General features: G+C 56.6%; 17 protein-coding genes. 10 read left to right on the plus strand and 7 right to left on the minus strand.

Going from position 1 to position 19271, the window contains the following annotated elements; all coding sequences use genetic code 11:
* Positions 1-7 precede the first annotated feature (7 nt).
* From IE099_RS04295 to IE099_RS04310, 4 genes are all read right to left on the minus strand, one after another.
* Positions 8-1852 carry an ABC transporter ATP-binding protein gene (locus tag IE099_RS04295; RefSeq protein ID WP_189567673.1) on the minus strand — a complete coding sequence of 615 codons (1845 nt, stop codon included), beginning with the start codon at positions 1850-1852 and terminating at the stop codon, positions 8-10.
* Positions 1849-3696, minus strand: a complete 1848-nt coding sequence (locus IE099_RS04300; protein ID WP_229809381.1) for an ABC transporter ATP-binding protein — start codon at positions 3694-3696, stop codon at positions 1849-1851. The genes IE099_RS04295 and IE099_RS04300 overlap by 4 nt, the downstream gene beginning before the upstream one ends.
* A gap of 259 nt (positions 3697-3955) precedes the next feature.
* The gene (locus tag IE099_RS04305) at positions 3956-4474 is read right to left on the minus strand and encodes an exonuclease domain-containing protein (RefSeq protein WP_189567674.1); all 519 of its coding nucleotides are present in this window, start codon (positions 4472-4474) and stop codon (positions 3956-3958) included.
* A 46-nt stretch (positions 4475-4520) separates the two neighbouring features.
* The gene (locus IE099_RS04310; RefSeq protein ID WP_189567675.1) at positions 4521-5375 is read right to left on the minus strand and encodes a hypothetical protein; all 855 of its coding nucleotides are present in this window, start codon (positions 5373-5375) and stop codon (positions 4521-4523) included.
* A gap of 144 nt (positions 5376-5519) precedes the next feature.
* Between IE099_RS04310 and IE099_RS04315 the strand changes: the two genes are divergently transcribed.
* The 4 genes from IE099_RS04315 to IE099_RS04330 all read left to right on the plus strand — a co-directional run bounded on the left by IE099_RS04315 (position 5520) and on the right by IE099_RS04330 (position 9386).
* On the plus strand, positions 5520-5753 hold the full coding sequence (locus tag IE099_RS04315) for a hypothetical protein (RefSeq protein WP_189567677.1): 234 nt from the start codon (positions 5520-5522) through the stop codon (positions 5751-5753).
* A gap of 94 nt (positions 5754-5847) precedes the next feature.
* Entirely contained in the window at positions 5848-7761 is a 1914-nt protein-coding gene (gene selB, locus IE099_RS04320) for a selenocysteine-specific translation elongation factor (RefSeq protein WP_189567679.1), read from the plus strand.
* A gap of 65 nt (positions 7762-7826) precedes the next feature.
* A complete protein-coding gene (locus IE099_RS04325) occupies positions 7827-8204 on the plus strand; it encodes a DUF3127 domain-containing protein (RefSeq protein ID WP_189567681.1) in 378 nt (125 codons plus the stop codon).
* 117 nt (positions 8205-8321) lie between these two features.
* Positions 8322-9386, plus strand: a complete 1065-nt coding sequence (locus tag IE099_RS04330; RefSeq protein ID WP_189567683.1) for a 3-deoxy-7-phosphoheptulonate synthase — start codon at positions 8322-8324, stop codon at positions 9384-9386.
* Positions 9387-10117: 731 nt separating this feature from the next.
* On the opposite strand, the gene IE099_RS04335 is transcribed toward IE099_RS04330, so the two are convergent.
* Positions 10118-11824: an ABC transporter ATP-binding protein gene (locus tag IE099_RS04335; protein WP_189567685.1), complete on the minus strand. Its 1707-nt coding sequence runs from the start codon at positions 11822-11824 to the stop codon at positions 10118-10120.
* A 106-nt stretch (positions 11825-11930) separates the two neighbouring features.
* On the opposite strand from IE099_RS04335, the gene IE099_RS04340 reads away from it, so the two are divergent.
* Both IE099_RS04340 and mgtE read left to right on the plus strand, forming a co-directional pair.
* Positions 11931-12704, plus strand: coding sequence for a phytanoyl-CoA dioxygenase family protein (locus IE099_RS04340; protein ID WP_189567687.1), 774 nt, complete (start codon positions 11931-11933; stop codon positions 12702-12704).
* An 80-nt stretch (positions 12705-12784) separates the two neighbouring features.
* Positions 12785-14158, plus strand: coding sequence for a magnesium transporter (mgtE, locus tag IE099_RS04345; protein WP_229809382.1), 1374 nt, complete (start codon positions 12785-12787; stop codon positions 14156-14158).
* 17 nt (positions 14159-14175) lie between these two features.
* On the opposite strand, the gene IE099_RS04350 is transcribed toward mgtE, so the two are convergent.
* Positions 14176-14481, minus strand: a complete 306-nt coding sequence (locus tag IE099_RS04350) for an HPF/RaiA family ribosome-associated protein (protein ID WP_189567691.1) — start codon at positions 14479-14481, stop codon at positions 14176-14178.
* Positions 14482-14877: 396 nt separating this feature from the next.
* On the opposite strand from IE099_RS04350, the gene IE099_RS04355 reads away from it, so the two are divergent.
* The 4 genes from IE099_RS04355 to IE099_RS04370 all read left to right on the plus strand — a co-directional run bounded on the left by IE099_RS04355 (position 14878) and on the right by IE099_RS04370 (position 18031).
* Positions 14878-15504: a carboxypeptidase-like regulatory domain-containing protein gene (locus IE099_RS04355; RefSeq protein ID WP_189567693.1), complete on the plus strand. Its 627-nt coding sequence runs from the start codon at positions 14878-14880 to the stop codon at positions 15502-15504.
* Positions 15505-15582: 78 nt separating this feature from the next.
* On the plus strand, positions 15583-16134 hold the full coding sequence (locus tag IE099_RS04360; RefSeq protein ID WP_189567695.1) for a hypothetical protein: 552 nt from the start codon (positions 15583-15585) through the stop codon (positions 16132-16134).
* A 77-nt stretch (positions 16135-16211) separates the two neighbouring features.
* A complete protein-coding gene (locus IE099_RS04365; RefSeq protein WP_189567697.1) occupies positions 16212-16820 on the plus strand; it encodes an RNA polymerase sigma factor in 609 nt (202 codons plus the stop codon).
* A complete protein-coding gene (locus IE099_RS04370) occupies positions 16817-18031 on the plus strand; it encodes a hypothetical protein (protein ID WP_189567699.1) in 1215 nt (404 codons plus the stop codon). The genes IE099_RS04365 and IE099_RS04370 overlap by 4 nt, the downstream gene beginning before the upstream one ends.
* A 107-nt stretch (positions 18032-18138) precedes the next feature.
* Here IE099_RS04370 and IE099_RS04375 read toward each other — a convergent pair whose 3' ends face one another.
* A complete protein-coding gene (locus tag IE099_RS04375) occupies positions 18139-19131 on the minus strand; it encodes a hypothetical protein (RefSeq protein WP_189567701.1) in 993 nt (330 codons plus the stop codon).
* Positions 19132-19271 lie beyond the last annotated feature (140 nt).

The following is a 19271-nucleotide window of genomic DNA, read 5'->3' on the forward strand; positions in this document are numbered from 1 at the left end:
CAAACTCCTAAACGCTCATTCCCACCTGCTCTTGGCTGAACTGCTGGGTGTAGAGCGCGTAGTAATGCTCCTTCCGGGCGATGAGTTCGGAGTGGGTGCCGCTTTCAAGAATTTTCCCTTTCTCAATCACCAGAATTCGATCCGCCGTGCGAATCGTTGAGAGGCGGTGGGCAATCACGAAGCTGATTCGCCCTTCGAAAATCGACTGCAAACCATCCTGAATCAACTTCTCGGTCTCGGTATCAATCGAGGAAGTCGCCTCGTCCATGATGAAAAGCTTTGGATTGGCCAAGAGGGCCCGGGCGAAGGAAACCAGTTGCTTTTGCCCGGTGGAAAGACGGTTACCGCCCTCCCCTACATCGGTGTCGTAGCCTTCTTCTAGCTCGGTGATGAATTGATGGGCATTCACTCTCGCCGCGGCTTCTGCAACCTCGGCATCGGTGGCTTCCAAGCGCCCGTAGCGGATATTCTCGCGCACCGATCCGCTGAAGAGATGCGGACCTTGCAGAACCACTCCCAGATTCGATTGATACCAGTCCAGACTCCGGTCGCGCAGGTCTTCCCCGTTCAGGAGAATCGCTCCTTGGGTCGGCTCGTAGAAGCGCGCGGCCAAATTGACGATGGTGCTTTTTCCTCCACCGCTTGCCCCGACTAGCGCGATGGTTTCACCCGCCTTCACCACGAGGTTGAATCCCTCCAACACCGTCTCGCCATCGGTGTAGGAAAACCCCACGTCGCGAAACTCGAGAGTCTCAAAGTCCTGTCGCCCTCCATCGGGGGCCAGGCCGTCTGAATCGTCGCCTGCCTGCTGATGCTTGGCGATGCGAGCTTGCACCGCCTCGCTGTCGGCAATTCCCGGCACGGTATCGAGCAAGCTCAACACCCGCTCCCCGGCCGCCTGCGCTCCCTGCATCTGAACGAGCACTTGCGCGATTTGGTTGATGGGGTTGAAGAATTGCCCGGCATAGAAAATGAAGGCCACCAGAGTTCCCAGCGACAAAGTCTCCGCCTGCACCCCTGCTCCGCCCCGCCACAAGGCGATCCCGGCAGCGATGCTGCCAATGGTGAGCACGATGGGAATGTAGATGGCCGACTGCAGCGCATTCTGCATCGAGGACTGATACATCTTGGTGGAAAGCCCTTCGAACTCGCGCAAGTTCGCCTCCTCCCGCACCAGCGCCTTGCTGGTTCGCAGACCTTGCAAGGCTTCCGCAAAGGAGGCCGTGATTAGGGAGTTGTATTTGCGGGTGTCGCGCGAGCTCAGGAGAAGCTTTTTCTGAAAGTAGGAACTCACAAAGATGAGCGGAGGCAGCACCGAAAGCACCATCAACCCTAACAAGGGGTTCAGAGCTAACAAAATGATGGAGATAATAATCACCAGACAGAAGGCCCATACCAGGTCCAGACTTCCCCACGCGATGATTCGCGAAAGCTTGTCGCAGTCCGAGGTCAATCGCGAGATTAGCCAGCCCGTGGGCCGGTGATCGAAGTAAGCGAACTCCAGCTCCTGAATCCGCTTGAAACACTCGCGCCGGATATCGTGGCTCATGTTATTGGCCAAGCCACCCGCCGCGTTGATGAAAATCCACACTCCAATCCCCAAGGCAAAGGTCAAAAAGATATAAGTGGCAATCTGTGGTCCCAGGGCTACCGAACCCGAGGCCGCAACCACGTCGTCCACCGCCCAACGGGTCACGAGGGCAAAGCTGGCATCCACCACCGCAATGGCTACCGCCGAGATCGCGAGCGGAATGAGCAGGCGCTTGTAGGGAAACGCGTGGCGAAAGACCCGGCCCCAGAGCTTCAGATCGAGACGCTCACTGAAGACGTCTTCTTCAGGTTCGTTTTTCATGAGATTCCTTTTTCTAACAATTCTTCTCCGGTGGCATTTTGGATGGTCCAGAGACGCCGGTAGAGCCCATCGGCGGCGATGAGTTCCGCGTGGGTCCCGCTTTGAGTGATTCGCCCTTCCTCCAGCACGATCACCCGATCGGCATGGGCCAAGGTCGAGAGACGATGCGCGATGACAATGCTGGTGCGCGTCCCGTGACGCTGCCGCAGGGCCGCGAGAATCGAGGCTTCGGTTTCCGCATCCACCGCACTGAGCGCGTCATCTAACAAGAGAATGGGAGCATCCTGCAGAATTGCCCGCGCCAGGGTGCCCCGCTGCCGCTGACCACCGGAAAGGGTCACCCCTCTTTCCCCCACCAAGGTGTCGTAACCGTCGGTGAAGTTCAGAATGGTATCGTGAATATCGGCCAGGCGCGCCGCATCATGGATGTCTTCGTCGAGGGCACTTGGTCGCGCGAGCCGAATGTTCTCGGCCACCGATTTGGAATACAAAAAGGGCTCCTGCATCACGATGCTGAACTGGGATCGCACCCACCGCCGATCCAAGTCGGAGAGCTCGTTGCCATCCAGGCGAATACTCCCGGTCTCATAATCGTAGAGGCGGAGAAGAAGATTCATCAAAGTGGTCTTCCCCGAACCCGAAGGTCCCACGATGGCCAGGGTCTCCCCCGCCCGAACCGAAAAGCTCACATCGCGCAGCGTGGGTTCGTCCTCACCATGGCCAAAGGACAAGCCCTCCACCTCGATCGCACCCTGCGCCCGCCCATCGGGGGTGACTGGCTTCGCGGGCGAGGACTCCTCTTTCACCGAGAGAATTTCCCCGATGCGGGAAAGAGCCACCGTGCACTTGCCCAACTCGGTCAAGGTCCGCCCCATCTGTCTAACAGGCCACAGCAGCATGTTGAGGAACATGATGAAGGCAAAGAGCGTCCCCACCGTCAGAGTCCCCTGCGAGATGAAATAAATGCCCGTGAAAAGGGTGATTCCCTGCTGGAAGAGAACGAACAGATCCGAGGTCGACCAATAGAACGACATCAGCCGCAGAAGCCTCAAGCTCCGGTCGCGATACTCCTGATTGGGCACCGCGAATTTCTCGTTCTCGAACTTGGCCCGCGAAAAAGCACGCACCACGCGAAGGCCTGTTAGATTCTCCTGCACCACCCTCGTCACCTCACCCTCGGCCTCCGCCACTTCTTGGAAAAGGTGCTTCACTTTCCCGACATAGAAGTAGCCGAAAACAATAAGTGGCAGGATCAAAGCAAAGGACACCAGAGTCATCCACCCGTCTAACAGAATCATGATTGGCAGGGCGGTAAAGAGCAGGAGGATGGCATTGCTCACCTCCACTACCTGCGAGGCCAACGCCAGTCGCAGCGTCTCCACATCGGAGGTGCAGCGCTGAATCAAGTCTCCAGTCTCCGCGCGGTCGTGATAGCGAAGAGGCAGACGCTGCAAGTGGTCGTAGAGCCGGTCCTTCAGCCCCCGCGCCAACCCGTCGGAAGCCTGCGCCGCCAACCGTCCCTTGAGGTAACTGAACCCACCCGCCAGAATCGTCAGCCCGACCATCAGCAAGGCAGGCAACCAAAGGTGCTCGCGGATGAAGTCCGCGCCCCCCATCAGCGCGGTGATTTGGTTGGTGAGAACCCCGTCTTTTGGTTCCGTCGACAAGGCATGGTCGATCGCCGCACTCGCAATCAGAGGAGGCAGGTAGTTGATGGCGGTGAAGACGAAGAGCGCCGCGATGGCCCAAGCATACTTTCCCCGATAGCCACGCATCAAATCCCACAGCAAGGCTTGGGGTGTTTGCGATTGTCGGTCTTCGGATTTTTCCGGGTCTGCTGGCATGGTGCTGAAAGAGTTGAGAATCAATAAAAAGGCCCGCTGTTGGGGAGCGGGCCGGAAAAATTCAGTATCGTCAATCAGCGGTCCGCGAGGGGTGTTGGAGCGCTGGAGGGAAATTGGAAAATCACTACCTGGCGCTGTTTTCTGTCGGGCAGAAAACTCGGTCCAAAATGGAGTGATAGATGTTCATGATGTTTCGGTTCGGGAAAACGGATAAAGGAGCCTCCTTGGCGAAACAAGCAGAATGTTCGAACCGCCCGACTTAGAGGCGAATTCGCAAGCCCATTTCTTCCTTCATCGCGAGCAAAGCCTCGGCGTTCCCCTTGGCATCGTCCACGGGATGGTGGGTGTGCTTGGTCTTGCGCAGGTGCTTGAAGTTTTTGAATGTATCCTGCACCAGACCTTTATAAAGACTACCCAAGTTGGTGGAGGAAAAACCAAAAGGATTGCAGCCTGTGAAGTGATGGAAATACCAATTGATAAACTGCCAGTCGAACCCGTTGTTGTCTGAGACAAACATCAAGCGGTCCGAGCCAACCTCTCCAAGCCATTTGGCAAAAGACTCCATCACCTCCTGGGGCTCGGGAAAGGCCAAGGTCTCTTCCCGGGAAAAGCCCGACACCGCCAGGGCATCGGCAATGAACTGGTCGGAGATGGGCCGCAATTGTCCGTAGAAACTCCGCGCCAAACCATCCTCCACAACAACTGCTCCGAAGCAAATCATCGAATAATCCCCCGGAATGGGACCATCGGATTCGACATCAACCATGATATAGGACATTGCGGCTTCACTCTATTGGGCGAGCTTTGCGCATGCACCACTTTTCTTACCGGCCCTCCTCGGGAAGCGAACAGACCACCCGAAAGAACTGCTTACCGTCATAGTCTCCGTAGACCTCTCCATAGGCACGGGTGATCTCACCCGTCACGGTGCGAAGAGGCTCGCTGGTGAGACTCCACGATTCGGCTGTGAGGTCAGGACTTGTCTCCACCCGCAGCTGCACACCCTTGGCCACTCCCGTGACGTCGATGGGATAGTAGTAAGAAGTCTCGAAGAAAAAACGCTCCCCCAATTCCAAACACAGTGGAGGTTTTACCGGAACCAGAGTGCCTTCCAACTCCACCGAGAAACTATTTCCGCCAAAGTCGTTGGAGGCAAAGATCGTCACCCTGCCATCCTCCGTGTAACTCTCCGCCTGCGTGCCGGCAAAGAAGAAGGTGCTCTCGTCCGGTGGATTCAACAACCCCGGTCCAATGGTATAACTCAGCACATCTCCAGCAACATTTCGACTGGCCCGGGACGCCCTCACACTCCCTGCGGAAGCCGAATCGAGCGCCGCTTCCGCATCGACATCCACAAAGCCGAAGCCCTGCAATCTCACGTGTGTCACCCAACCGAACGTCCCGTCGGGATTGCTCGTATCGCGGACTCGTCCAGCGAAGACGAGCTTGCCCGTGGAATTGGAACGAAACACTCGTGAGTGATAGTTCCCAGTCAAGATGACCTCACCCAATGAGTCTTTAATCTCAAAGGGAATCAATTTGTCCTGGAGAATGTTCCCTGTAAATTCAGGGTGAGTCAGGTTGCCGACGCCCTCCAGGGTTTCGCTCTCGCCCCGCTCAAGATCGATGGCAAAAACCGTTTGAGTCATCAGCAGGAGAGACAGGAGCTTCGTTTTCATCACACTTCTACTTTCTGAAACCGCAGAGAAGAACGGCGATTTCCAAACAATCCAGACCGACTCAGGAAAGGCCGGCAACTGGCTCACCCGCCAAAAAGAGGAAGTTGCCAACCCTTGGATGATAGGGCAAAAAACCTCCGCACCATGCCTACCGAACCCATCGTCACCACCGCCACCGTCACCGAAGAACGAGATGAACGGACCGTCTATCTGGCGCTGCGCAATGGCAAGATCACCCTTGGGCATTTGGCCAAAGCTGGCCTGCCCCTTCGCCCTCAGCTGAAGCCCGGTGCCGAGGTGCAGGTGGAAATGACCTCCTTCGACTTCGAGAAAGCCCGCATCGTCGCGGTCCTCAAAGAGGCTGAGACTAACTCCTGAGAATTCTCTACGACCCAGCGTCGAAAAAATACCGTCTCGTTCTTTCCATATCCCGCTTGAATCCCGTGCCTGATTCGCGGACGGTCAGGAGCGCATGAACTTCATCCTCGGAACCGCCGGCCACATTGACCATGGAAAGTCTTCCTTGGTCCAGGCCCTCACCGGAACCAATCCCGACCGCCTGCCCGAGGAACAAAAACGCGGAGTCACCATCGAGCTCGGCTTTGCCCACCTCGGCCTCACCGGACCCGAGGGACAAGACCTGCAAGTCGGAGTTGTCGACGTGCCCGGTCACGCGGATTTCGTCAACAACATGGTCGCCGGGGTCGGAGCTCTCGACCTCGCCCTCATCGTGGTGGCCGCAGACGATGGTTGGATGCCGCAGTCCGAGGAACACCTGCACATCCTTTCCTACCTCGGCATGACCCGCGCCATCATTGCCCTGACCAAGATCGACATCGCGGAGGATCCCGAGTTCGCCCTCGAATTCGTGCGAGACTCTCTGGTGGGCAGCCCTTTCGAAGAATGCCCAATTCTCCCGGTTTCCTCCCACACTGGCGAGGGCCTCGACGAATTGCGGACAGCGATCGCAACCGCCCTAACCGAGTCCCCCGAACCCGAAGATCTCGGCGTTCCTTGCCTGCCCGTCGACCGCGCCTTTTCGGTCAAAGGCATGGGCACCATCGTCACCGGCACCCTGTCGCGCGGAGGTCTTTCCACCGGGGACAAGGTCGTGCTGCAGCCACAGGGCCACGCCGTTCATGTCCGTGCGATTCAAAACCATAGCAAGAGCATTGAACACGCACGCCCGGGAATGCGAACTGCGGTCAACATCCCCGATGTCGCGCTGGACTCGCGGAAAGAACGCGGGGTCAAGCGCGGACAGATTCTCACTTTACCCGAGGCGGGGACCCCCTCGGATACCATCGACGTCATTCTCACCCGACTGCCCCGCCCCATCCCCAGTCAACCGGGCAGCGAGCGTCCGGTGAAGAACAACCAGAAGATTCGCCTCCACTACGGCTCCGGTCGGGTCAATGGACGCGTCCGGCTGTTAGATGGAGAACTGCTTCCGGGCCAGAGCGGGCTCGCCCAGATTCGGCTCGACGAGGCTCTCTTCGTTTTCGCCAACGACCGCATCGTGGTGCGCGACTGGTCAGGCGAAGCCACCCTCGCAGGGGCACGCGTCCTCGATGCCCACGGCTCGCGGCGGCATTTGGGGAAAGAAGATCATCAGGTCCAGTTGCGCGCGCTTTCCGAGGCGGAAACCCCCGAGGCCTTTCTCACCTACCTCATCCACAAGCACCGCTACCTGCCCGCCAAGCCCGCCCCCCAGAACTTCCCTTTCTCCAACCGCTCATACAAGAACGCGCTAAAAGACCTGAGCGGAAAGAAACAGATCGCCCGTCTCGACCAGGGCCACATCGATGCCGCTTGGTGGGAGGACATCCTGCAGCGAGCCATCGCCGCAGTGAACGACTATCACCAGACCAACCCCGACCTCCCCGGCATCCAGCTCCAGACCCTGCGCAATGACTTTGCGCGCGAATTCGCCCAGCACGACCTCTTCGACAATCTCCTCGCCGCCCTGCGGGAAAAAGACATTCAGAACGAGGGTGAATACCTAAAAGCCCTTTCCCACCAGACCGACATTCCGCCGGAATTGAAAAAAGAGGCCAAGGACATCCTCAAGGTCCTCACCACCGAACAACTCAACGCACCCAACAAGAAAGAGCTCGCCCCCACTCCCGCCGCCCAGCGGGCTCTCGCCTTTCTCATCCGCGTCGGCCAAGTCGTCTCCTTGGACGAGAAGACGGTGGTGCATGCTGACTCCGTCGACGCCGCCTCCGAGCTCGTCCGCAGTCACCTCGCGACCCACGAGTCCGCCACGGCCTCCGACCTCCGACAGCTTCTCAACACCTCGCGACGGGTTGCGATGCCTCTTTTGGAACATCTCGACGCCAAGGGACTGACCCGACGGGATGGAGACCTGCGTTTTCTCAAATAGGCGGCACCGCGATTTAATCTCAAGCGAACTTGACTCTTTAGGCGTTCATCCTAACTCTCTCGGCCATGTCTGCTTTCGAAATCCAAGGCAAAATCATCTCCATCAGCGACCTACAAGAGTTTCCCAGCGGATTCTCAAAGCGCGAATTCGTTCTCGAAGCCATGGACGGCAAATATCCGCAAGAGATTAAGTTCGACTGCATTAAGGAAAAGGCCGATCTCCTCAACAACCTTTCCAAGGGCGATGAGGTGCAAGTGCACTTCAACATTCGCGGTTCCGAGCACAAAGGCCGCCACTACGTGAACTTGCATGCCTGGAAAATCCTGAAAGGCGACGGCGGAGACCCGAATCCCGCCACCAACCGCGCCCTGTCCTCCCTCGAAGCAGCCTTCGACAACGAGCCCGACCCCGCCGACCGCGTGGACGACGAGCCTCCCTTCTAGGATCCTGGGAGCAAAAACCCGGTCGCAAGCAAGCGGCCCTCTAGCAATCACTTTTAAGAAAACCTTTACCGAAAAGGTCTGGCTTCTGGTCTCTGGAAACTGGATTCTCTTTCTCCCATGAGCACCCCTCCTACCGACGATCTGCGCATCAAGGGCATCAACCCCCTCATCTCGCCAGCCGTCCTCAATTACTACCTGCCCATCAGCGAAAACGCGGCCCAGTTGGTCTCGTCCGCTCGTGAGCAGGCCACCGCCATTTTGCATGGAAAAGACGACCGCCTGCTGGTCGTCATCGGACCTTGCTCGATCCACGATCCCGAGGCTGCCATCGAGTATGGCAAAAAGCTCAAGCCCCTCATCGACAAATACGCCGATGACCTCCAAATCGTGATGCGAGTCTACTTCGAAAAGCCACGCACCACGGTCGGCTGGAAGGGTCTCATCAACGATCCGCATCTCAACAATTCCTTCGACATCAATCGCGGCCTGCGGGTGGCACGGGGACTATTGTTGGAACTGGCCGAACTGGGGATTCCGGCCGGGACGGAGTTTCTCGATACCATTTCCCCACAATATATCGCCGACCTCATCGCCTGGGGTGCGATTGGAGCGCGCACCACGGAGAGCCAAATTCACCGCGAGCTCGCCTCCGGACTCTCCATGCCCGTGGGCTTCAAGAACGGAACCGGCGGCTCGGTGCAACTCGCGCTCGATGCCATTGGGGCCTCGGCGGGCTCCCACCATTTTCTCTCGGTCACCAAGCAAGGCGTTTCTGCCATCGTGTCGACCACAGGCAATGACTCCTGCCACATCATCCTGCGCGGAGGGTCAGGTGGTCCCAACTACGATGCCGAAAGCATTGCGGAGACGGTCACTTGTCTCGAGGAGCAGAACCTGCCCCCCTACCTGATGGTCGATTGCTCCCACGGAAACTCCCGCAAGGACTACCGCAACCAGCCTCTGGTCGTGAAAGCGCTGGCCAATCAAATCGAAGACGGCTCCACCGCGATCTCTTCGGTCATGATCGAGTCCAACCTCGTCGAAGGCAACCAGAGTCTCGGTGATGGCGACCTCAGCAAGCTCACCTACGGACAATCCGTCACCGACGCCTGCATCAGCTGGGACACCACCGAAGAAGTCCTCGAAGTCCTCGCCAAAGCCGTCCAAAAGCGCCGCGCCTAACGGAAGACCTTCTCGGAGTGCGGTCGCTTGCTGCCGCTTTGGGGCCGGATGCCTTTCTCGTAAAAGATGCCCCCGCAACGGGCAAAGCTTGCTTGCCCGGAGCTCGGGTTGGCTTCGAATCAAAGATGGGAAAACCCTTCCCCATCCAAACATCCTCCCCCGCATCCTCTCTCCTTCAAGCAAAAGGGCACCTAACAACCCTCCCCCTACTCCACACTCCCCATCCAGCCTGCGACACCTCCAGGAGTTCGAGCAAGCAAGCTTTGCTCTTCACGGGTTGGTCTCAGAACTCACTCATCTCCCCCAAAGCGGTGGCAAGCGACCTCACTCCGAGAAAATCAACCCTCTATTCCGGCTCGAACTTCGAATCAAAGACGGAAGCCCCCCTCACCAATTTCCCCACACCCCGCTCGCAGGCCTTCTCGGAGTGCGGTCGCTTGCTGCCGCTTTGCAGCCGGAAGTCTTCCTCGTGAAAGACGTCCCCGCGACGGGCAAAGCTTGCTTGCCCGGAGCTCGAATCGGCTTCGAATCAGAGAGGGAACACCTTCCCCCAACCAGACCAACCTCCCCGCACCCTCTCTCCTACAAGCGAAAGCTTATCTCACAACCCTCCCCATCCAGCCTGCGACGCCTCCAGAAGTTCGAGCAAGCAAGCTTTGCTCTTCACGGGCCGACCTAAGAACTCACTCGTTTCCACCAAAGCGGTGGCAAGCGACCGCACTCCGAGAAGATCAACCCTGCAATCCGGCGTAGACTCCGTTCTGTGCGAGGAGCTCTTCGTGGGTGCCTTGCTCCACGATTTCTCCCGCGACGAGAACGCAGATGAGGTCCGCGTCTTGCACCGTGCTGAGACGGTGCGCGATGACGAAGCTGGTGCGATCATCACGCAGACGACCAAGCGCTTCCTGAATGAGACGCTCGGTCTCGTTGTCGACTGCGCTCGTTGCTTCATCTAACAACAGGATAGGTGGATTCTTCAACAAGGCCCTCGCAATCGAGATTCGCTGCCGCTGACCACCGCTCAACTTGGCCCCGCGTTCGCCGGTAACAGTGTCGAGCCCTTCCGGCATTTCGCGCACAAAGTCCGCCGCGTTCGCCGCCTCCAGCGCAGCCCAGATCTCCTCATCAGTAGCTCCCTGTTTAGCCAGCAAAAGGTTCTGCCGCAGGGTGGTATTGAAGAGAAAGCTCTCCTGGGTCACGAACCCCATTCGCTGCCGAAGCCACTTTTTGGAAAGCTCCCGCACCGGCACCCCGTCGATGAGAATGCGTCCCTGCTCGGGATGATAAAAGCCGGTCAACAGGTTCAGCAACGTCGACTTCCCGGAACCGGTCGGCCCCACGAAGGCGACGGTCTGCCCCTTCTTCACCGAGAGATTCACTCCCCGCACAATGGGCTCATCTTTTTCGTATCCAAAGTGGACTTGGTCGAATTCAACGTTCCCGATCAACTCGTCCGGAGTCTTTCCTTCCGATAAATTGCTCTCCTCCACATCATCCAGCACCTCGTAGACCCGCTTGCCCGAGACCAAGCCGCTGGTGAAGGTTTTGCCTAATTGACTGAGGCGCGAGATAGGCTCGAAGAGATAACCCCAGGCAAAGAGAAAGGCCCCGATCACCCCGATAGTCACCGAGCCGTCCGTGATGAGCCAATAGGATCCCATCGCCAACATAATCACGATGCCCGACTCTGCTACGAGACTGACCGTAGGCCAGGTCACCGCATTGGCGCGCACAACATGCATCTGGGCAGCGCGGACCTCGTCGCTTTTTTCCGAGAACTCCAACAATTTCTCGGGCTCCACGGTGTAGGCTTTGATTTGGCGAATCCCCGCCAGGCTATCGTGCAAAGAGGCATTGAGGTCGGCCGACGCTTCCGCCACGCGGGTATAACGAGGGGCTCCAAACTTGGAATAAAGCCAAGTGATCAGCGCCACCAAAGGCATGGGTGCAAGGGTCACCAGCGTGAGCCCCACGTGCTGATAGAGCATGAAGGCGAGGATGACCGCGATTTGGATAATGCCACTCAACCCCTGGTCAATGCCCTGAATGATCACCTTTTCCATTGCCGGCACGTCCGAACCCACCCGGCTCATGATGTCGCCGCTGGTGCGTTTATCAAAGAAGCGCAGAGGCATGCGTTGGATTTTATCAAAAAGCTCCTGTCGCAGGTCATGGACAACCCGTTGTTCGAAGGCGGTATTCAGCACCGTGCGCCCCATGACCATTACCTGCCGCAGCGCAATGGCACCCACCGCCAGACCCGCCGTTTGCCAAATAAGGTCTCCCCGCAGGTCCTTGATGATGACATCCAGAAAGCGCTTGGTCATCAGGGGTGGCACCAGGACTAACAAAGTGCTGCCAATCGCGAGAAAGAGCACGCCCAGCGCCATCGCGGGATAGCGACCGACGTTGCGAAAGATTCGGAGCAAAATTGCCATGCGCCAAGAGTCTGGAGTTCAGCAGAAAGATACAAGCCCTTTACCCCAACGCCAGCGAGGCCGAAACGGGCTTGCGCGATGGGTCCCCATTTTCTAAAGACCCCGCGTGTCTGTTCTCGCCCCCAGTTCCAGCACCCCTGCCCTCGCAGGAGGTTTTGCTTTTCTAACAGACGTCTTCACCCCGGCAGAACTGGCTGCGGCCCGACATGGACAGGAGGCCCTGATGGACGGTCAGGCCGACATCGCCCCCGCCTTCAACTGGCCCGCACCCCGGGCGCGCAAGGCCCGGTCGTGGAAGCTCCCCTACTCTACCCACTTTCGTAGCGAACTGGCTGGCTTGGCGCGGTCGCCCCAGCTTTTGAACAGAATCGCGCGCGAAACCGGCGCCCGCTCGATCCGGCTTTGGTTCGACCAATTGCTCTGGGAGGAACCCGCCCGTCGAACCGACCTCAACTACCACTGGCACACCGAGCGCAGCCGCTGGAAGACCTGCCAGTCGCCCCTGATGGTGACAGCCTGGATTCCGTTGGCCCAAGTCGAGCCCACGATGGGGCCCATCACCATGGCACGCGGCACTGCCGCCCGGCGCTGGCTGGAGCTCCCCGACGGTTGGGAGCCCCGGCCCGAAGAGATTCTTCCCTCGCCCGTGCAACCCGGCGACGCCGCGCTCTTCTGCTGGCACACCGTCCACGGCAATCCACCCAACCTCGCCACCGGCCCCCGCCGAGCCATTGCGATCCACTATGCGATCGACGGGCTCAGCTATCGGCCCCACGGCAAGTTTTCCCACCTAAACGAAAGACTTGTGGCGAAGCCGAATGGAGCTCCCGACTTTTCAGATGAAAAGGTTTGCCCGCTCGTCTGGGAGCGAAAGTCCTAGCCAATCGCACATCGCAATTTTGTTGTCGCCAGCCTGCGGCCAGCCTTGCTCCGGCGGCCCTCCCGTGCTTGTCTCCCCGCGTGCCTGAACGTCTTCAACCTGCGCTCGACTCGCGTGACGGCTCTGCCTTCCTTGCGGCGGCCGAGGAACTGCACTATGCGGACTTGGCCTTTTTCTATGCCAATCTGGAAGATGACGAGGACCGCAACTTTATCACCCAGACTCTCTCGCCGGTTACTTTCTCCGATATTCTCGCCGATTTGCCGGACTCCTTGCGGGAGGAGGCCATTCTCCGTTACCAACCCGCCCAGCAACGGGAGCTTCTCAATGCGCTCTCCGATGATGACCGGGTGGACATTTTGCAAGATGTCTCGGAAGAGGTTCGCGCCAGTCTGTTAGACCTTCTTTCCTCCGATCAAGAGGAGCTCACCCGGACCCTCCTCAAATACGAGGAAGACACCGCCGGGGGTCGCATGACGACCAGCATTGCCCGCATCACGGTCGACCTCTCGGTCAAACAAGCCTTGGAGAAACTCAAGGTCTTGCAAGACTCGGCAGAGACCCTATCGCGAATCTTCATCGTCGATGAGCGCGAGCGCCCCATCGGCTTCATCCGTTTGCGCGACCTCGCCTTTGCCTCCTGGGGCACCCCGGTGCGGGACATCATGTTCGATGTCAAAGAGACTATCCTCGCCACCGCCGATCAGGAGGAAGCAGCCAACATGGTGCGCAAATACGATCTTTTGGCCCTGCCAGTGGTAGATGAGAGCCACCGGCTGTTAGGAGCGATCACCTACGATGATGCGATGGAGATTCTGGAAGAGGAATCGACCGAAGACTTTGAGAAACAGGCGGGTATCGCAGGGGAGCAATCCGAGGAAAGCTATCTGCGCACGCGCATCGTGGTGCACCTCAAACGCCGGGTGGGCTGGCTGCTCGTGTTGGGCTTTCTCGCCATCGCCTCGGGCTATGTGATGATTCAGTTCGAGCCCGTTCTCAATTCCGTCTTTTTGCTCGCACTCTTTCTCCCCATGGTCGTGGCCGCAGGTGGCAATACCGGGGGCCAGGCTTCCACCATGGTCATTCGGGCCATGTCCCTGGGCGAATTGGAAGCCAAGGATTCTTGGTTGGTGGCTTGGAAGGAACTGCGCTTGGGCATGCTGCAGGGACTGATTCTCGGAGGGGCTCTGGCCCTCACCTGCCTGCTTTTGCTACCCGTCTTTTTGCCGAATTCGGTGAAGGGAGTCGCTCTCCCTCAATTCACTATGGCCGTCTCCTGTGCGCTGACCATTCAGGTTTCGGCCTCCACCCTGATTGGCGCGATGCTCCCGATTGGAGCCCGAACCATCAAACTGGATCCGGCGGTGATTGCGGCCCCAGCAATCACCACGATTGTTGATGTCACCGGGATGCTGATTTACTTCACAACTGCCCGGCTTTTCCTAGGCCTCTAGCCCCGCAAACGGTCGGACTATTGATTCTGCAAGTGCTTGGGCTTGGCCAACTGAACTTCGGCCCGCTTGAAGGCGAGGATGATGGCTTTGTCCAAGATGTCTCCACTGGCATGAGCTTCGATGACACGATGACGGGTGTCGTGCACCAGAAGGTGAACTTCTGACTGACGACCAAACGCACGAAGATGAAGCTCGGCCTTGAACAGGTCGGGATGAACGTGGCGGAGGTGCTCATGCTTGCGTTCGATGAGTTCCCGGGTGGAATCCCAGACTCGGGTATGATTCGAGTCGAGATGCTTCGTGCAGTTGATTGTCGTTTTCATAGCGCAATCTGCTAGCTAACAGAATCCGTGCCAAAACAACTGTAAAAGTGTGACGCTTCTTCCCCTTTTCACATTCCTGATTTTTCATCTCAGAGCGCTGGAAAAAGTCATAACCAAGTTGAACTCAATTTGATTAGTCGATCTCAGGAACTCTGTAAAATGAAGAAGGGTGCCTTCCTCAGAGCGGCAGGCAAAAGGTGAGAAAACGTTCCCTCCCGTCCCTATGCGTGCTTGAAGAACTCCTGTGCCAAATGGGGGGAAGGAAAAGTACTTTTCATAGACAATTCTATAAGAATCCCAAAACGCGGCTGGGGCTGACTGAGTGGACGTGATTTGCGCAAAGATCACCTTTTGTGAAACCAGCAGGCTAGTTCCGGCGGAGAAGAGAGAGAACCAATGACAACATCACTCTATCTCGCCCGCTGGGTCCACTTTGCCACTCTCATGCTGCTCTTTTGCCAAGTGTCCCGAGGAGCCGAGATCGGGCATGTGCTCCGGACCTCTTCTGGCGAGGCCTTGGCGGGCATCACCATCCGAGCCACTCGCCCTGCCCCCTACGAACTCGAGATGAGCACCGTGACTGACGAAGAGGGCCAGTTCTCCTTTGACCTGCCGGATGGGGACTGGGTAATCGAGGCCGACCCGGCAGACATCTTGAACCTTGGTTATTTTTGTGTGCCGGGGATTGGGATTGGGATTGGCGGTGGGCTCATCAGTTTCCCCACCACGGGTTGGTTCACCTTCGTAGCAGTTCCGCTCTATCCGGAACTGAAGCAGATCCTACAAGGGGAGCAAGTGGTACTGGAGTTGGACTTTGAGTGGATGGAGGGCTTGCAGCCTTCTCTTCTCCGCGGCTTTCGGGTAGAGCGCTCGACCGACCTTCATACCTGGCAATCACTCGGCACGGTGCTGCTTCTCAACCCTCCCATTAGAGTCGTTGATCCCGCTGGCCGGAGCGAGAAAAGGGCGTTCTACCGTACGGTGGCGACGGAGGATTTTCAGGTAATCGATTTCGGCAACTAGGCCCTTCTCAATTTAACCACTTACTCGCTTTGAAACATAATGAAAACGATCGTCACACTATTCCTTCTCCTTTTGGGCATGAGTTTCGTTTCGGCCGCTTTGGTGGTCACTGTCAGTCCAGGTGAAAACGGGGGAACCCGATTCCACATCGAGCAAATTTCACCCAATCCCCCCTTCTTCCTCAATCAGGTCACGGTGGGGTATCGTCTGGGAATCCTGCTGCCGGAGGCCAGTCTGTTTCAAACGGAGAGTTTCGCGGGTGAGAGCGCGACCTTTTCTCCAACCTTGGGAACACTTACCGATGTGCGGAACGGTGAGAGTAGAGAAATCTCGGGGCTCCAATTTCAGCAACTTACGCCAGGCGGCCTCTGGAGCGCTACTCTCGCACTCGATAGTCCCCTCATCTTCGATTCTGGAGAATCGCATTTGCTGAAGCTGACTGAACCGAGAGCCTCCGAGACCAGTGAGATATCGTTCTCAAGGTTTCGCCCTGGCCAGACTACCTATTTGGACGTGGCTTGGGGAGAGGTGACCACGGTGGTTATTCCCGAGCCTACTGGCAGCACGCTGTTGATGTTATCGACAATGATTGCTCTCGGACGTAGGCATCGTTCGCAGGTGAGGTCTTGAAGATGTTGTAGGAAGCGCGAATTTTTATGGGTACCAATGGGCAAACTGAATCGACCTCTCCGAAAACGAGCCAGCTGATGAGCGAAGAGTCCGGAGAAAATCGCTTTCCCGCCTGGCGAGGGGTCTACCTCTTGGAGCGCATCGCTGCTCGGGATGAAGCCGCGCTCAAGGGACTCTATCTTGCGATTGGGGATCGACTCTATGCCATGGCCTTGAACTGGCTGCATGATCGCGAACTCGCCAAAGAAGCCGTGCAGGATACCGTGCTGCGCATTTGGGAAACAGCGGCACGTTACGATGCCGCCCGCTCTCAGCCCTTCACCTGGTGTGCGATGATTTTGCGAGGCAAGTGCCTCGATCTTTTGCGAAAGAAGAGCCGCCGCCCCGCCCTAGCAGAAGACCTCCCGGGCGGTCAGATTCTGCTCGCGAACAGCACCACTCACGACGGGCTAGCCGATATCTTGTTTCACGATTCCATCGCCCAAGTACGCCAAGCCCTATCGATCTTGGATGAAGAAGAACGGGAAGTGGTGCGAGACGCCCTCTTCGATCCCGCTAGCAATGCCCAATTGGCGGCACGCTGGAATGTTCCATTGGGCACCGCCAAAACGAAAATTCATCGCGCCATGAGCAAGCTTCGCACTTGCTTGCGCCAACTTCAAAACACCTCCCACACGAAGCCATGAAAAAACCCGCTGAAGAAGTCACTTTAGGAGCATTGGGTCGTTTGCCAGCTCGCGATCGGGCAGAGGTCGAGGCGCTGGTGGCGGAAGACCGTGCCCTCGCTGAGCAATTCTGCGAGACGGAGAAACTAGCAATTGATCTCTGGCAAGCTTCCTCTCCTCTCAAATCAGCTCCTGAAGAATTGTGGTCGGACATCGAGGCCGCATTAACTCCCAACTCGAGTCGATTTCATCGGTATTCCCTTCCCCTTTCTGCGACCTTGGGTTGGGCTGCCGCGCTCGTCTTTGCCGTTCTCTTTTTCTGGCCAAGTCCAGTAGAGAGTGAAAAATCTTTCCCTTTAGTTGGCAACGGGAAGTCCTCTCCAAACCCGCGTGTGACCGTGCAAAGCCGGGAACCAAAGTCAGCGGGAGGCACGCTTGAGAGGGACAATCGACGGCTACGAGAACAACTGATGGCCTTACAAGAACAACTCGGCCAGCAGCAGACAGCCAACCGGATCGCTTCCAAGAAAATTTTGATTCTGCAAGCACCAGGCTCCGAATCCTCTCCATCGCCGGCTGAACGGGAGGCTCGCCTCTTGTCACTGCTTGCCAAAGCACTGCAAGAGGATCTTCTCCGCAGAGAAGAGGACCCCGTTGATTTGGTAATTGAAAAAGGCTGGAACCCCGAGGTTTTTGCAGGGAAGGAAGACTTGCTCATTCGCCATCGCGATTTCCTCGGAGCAACAGCCGGGCAAGAGCTTATGATTGCTCCCAACGGGGACTACTATGATCCTAACAGTCACTTTCTTTGGTCTCCCGCCGAAGACGGTGGGGGCTACCTTGGACGCGCCGCAGGTAAAAATCTCGACCTCTCTCCCTTTGATTGGATGCCACCGACAGAAACCGGGCAAGAGTCGCTGTGGGCAGCTGAGGGAGAGAGTCCCGATAGAAGTGAACCTGTGGAAGGCTATGTTATTGAGGATGAGGAAAGCGGCGAGGCGACCCTCATCCTAGAGGACCTTCCGAGTGAAGCCGCGGAGGGGCGACTCTTTGCCCGCTTCATCTCCGACGACGGATTCCTCACCCAACAATCGATTGAGGCTAGTCTTCTTGGGAACTCCTCCGTAGCAAGCTTCTCCCTAGGTGGAGTGAATTTCTCGCAAGGCTTCACCCTCGGTGCCACCTTGCCCGATGGGGGCGAGAGAATCCTCATGGAGTCAGGCATTGAGTAGACAGCGGGCTCACCCTTGCATCCTCTTACACCACCGAACATACGATTCCATACTACTGCGTCTCATTTGGATAAAGGTACAGAATAGGTTCGACCACTTTTTGACCCTCAACTCAACGGAATTTCAAAAGCGGAAATGTCTGCGCTTACGAAGCCGGGTTTTGGAGTAGGAGGAGCTTTTTTTCTAGGGAAAGCCAACATCGCTCCAATTGGACTAATCTCACTGAAAAGAGTTTCATCTTTACCTGTTCGACGCCTCATAAAAGCTGCGAGGTTTGCACCGTCCCACTGTTGAGCGCTTGGAGCTTGGTATGATTTCGAGGTGAGGATCCATGGAGTGAAAATTAGCCCCTGTTCATCCTCATACTCGGAATCGAAAGCTATTGCCGTGCTAGCCGTCGACTGAGGACTAGCTCCATATTTCTCAGGGAACATTAGTTCAGATGGGAGCATTTGAACGATCAAAGCACTTTTTCCAACAGTAGATTTCTTCAAGTTTGCTTCACTCAGTGCTTTCAAAAGATTACTAAGCCGTTTCTGAGAGTTTGTTTTCTCTTCGAAAGACCTAACAATCTCTTCCGTCAAAACTCCCTGGAAGTCACCAATTGCTGAAATCGTCGAAGTGTTTGAATACTCTTTAAATTTGAGAACATTCATTTTTTTCAGCGTCCCTTTCCGAAAAGAGTATCGCCTAAGGAACGGAATAAACCTTCTCTTGGAGTTCTTGTATTGAATTCCAACACACTCTGCAGTGAGGCTAATAGGAAGAGTAGCTTCGAGGTTTATTCTAGACCAGAGCTCGGAAAATCCGGACTCAAGAATCCTAAACATTTCCATGTCCGGAACTCCTGGACTTGAACACTTTACGAGACTTGGGTTGAGAGGACCGCCTGACAAAGATTCGGCAATTGCTTGATCCATAGGCGTTTTGTTTAAATAGGCGTTGCCTGTAAAGGAAATCGAACAAACTCCATCAGAACCGTGACAAACTACAGTCTTATTAAAATTGTCGTCATGAATCCCGCAGACAGCGCTACCTCTAACCATAGAAACTTGACGATCGATTATCTGAAAAGCCTCTCCTTTTTGGGTGTAACTCAAGACTAGTGTCATTAAGTGGAGAATAGTAGATGTGAACATTGTGGACAATGGTTTATTTCTAAACTCATTTATAATACCGACGCGCAGTGAAAACCACTTTTCGGAGTTGGCCAGAGTTTACACCGATCCACAACAAGTTC

This window comes from Roseibacillus persicicus, assembly GCF_014651675.1.
Classification (GTDB): domain Bacteria; phylum Verrucomicrobiota; class Verrucomicrobiia; order Verrucomicrobiales; family Akkermansiaceae; genus Roseibacillus; species Roseibacillus persicicus.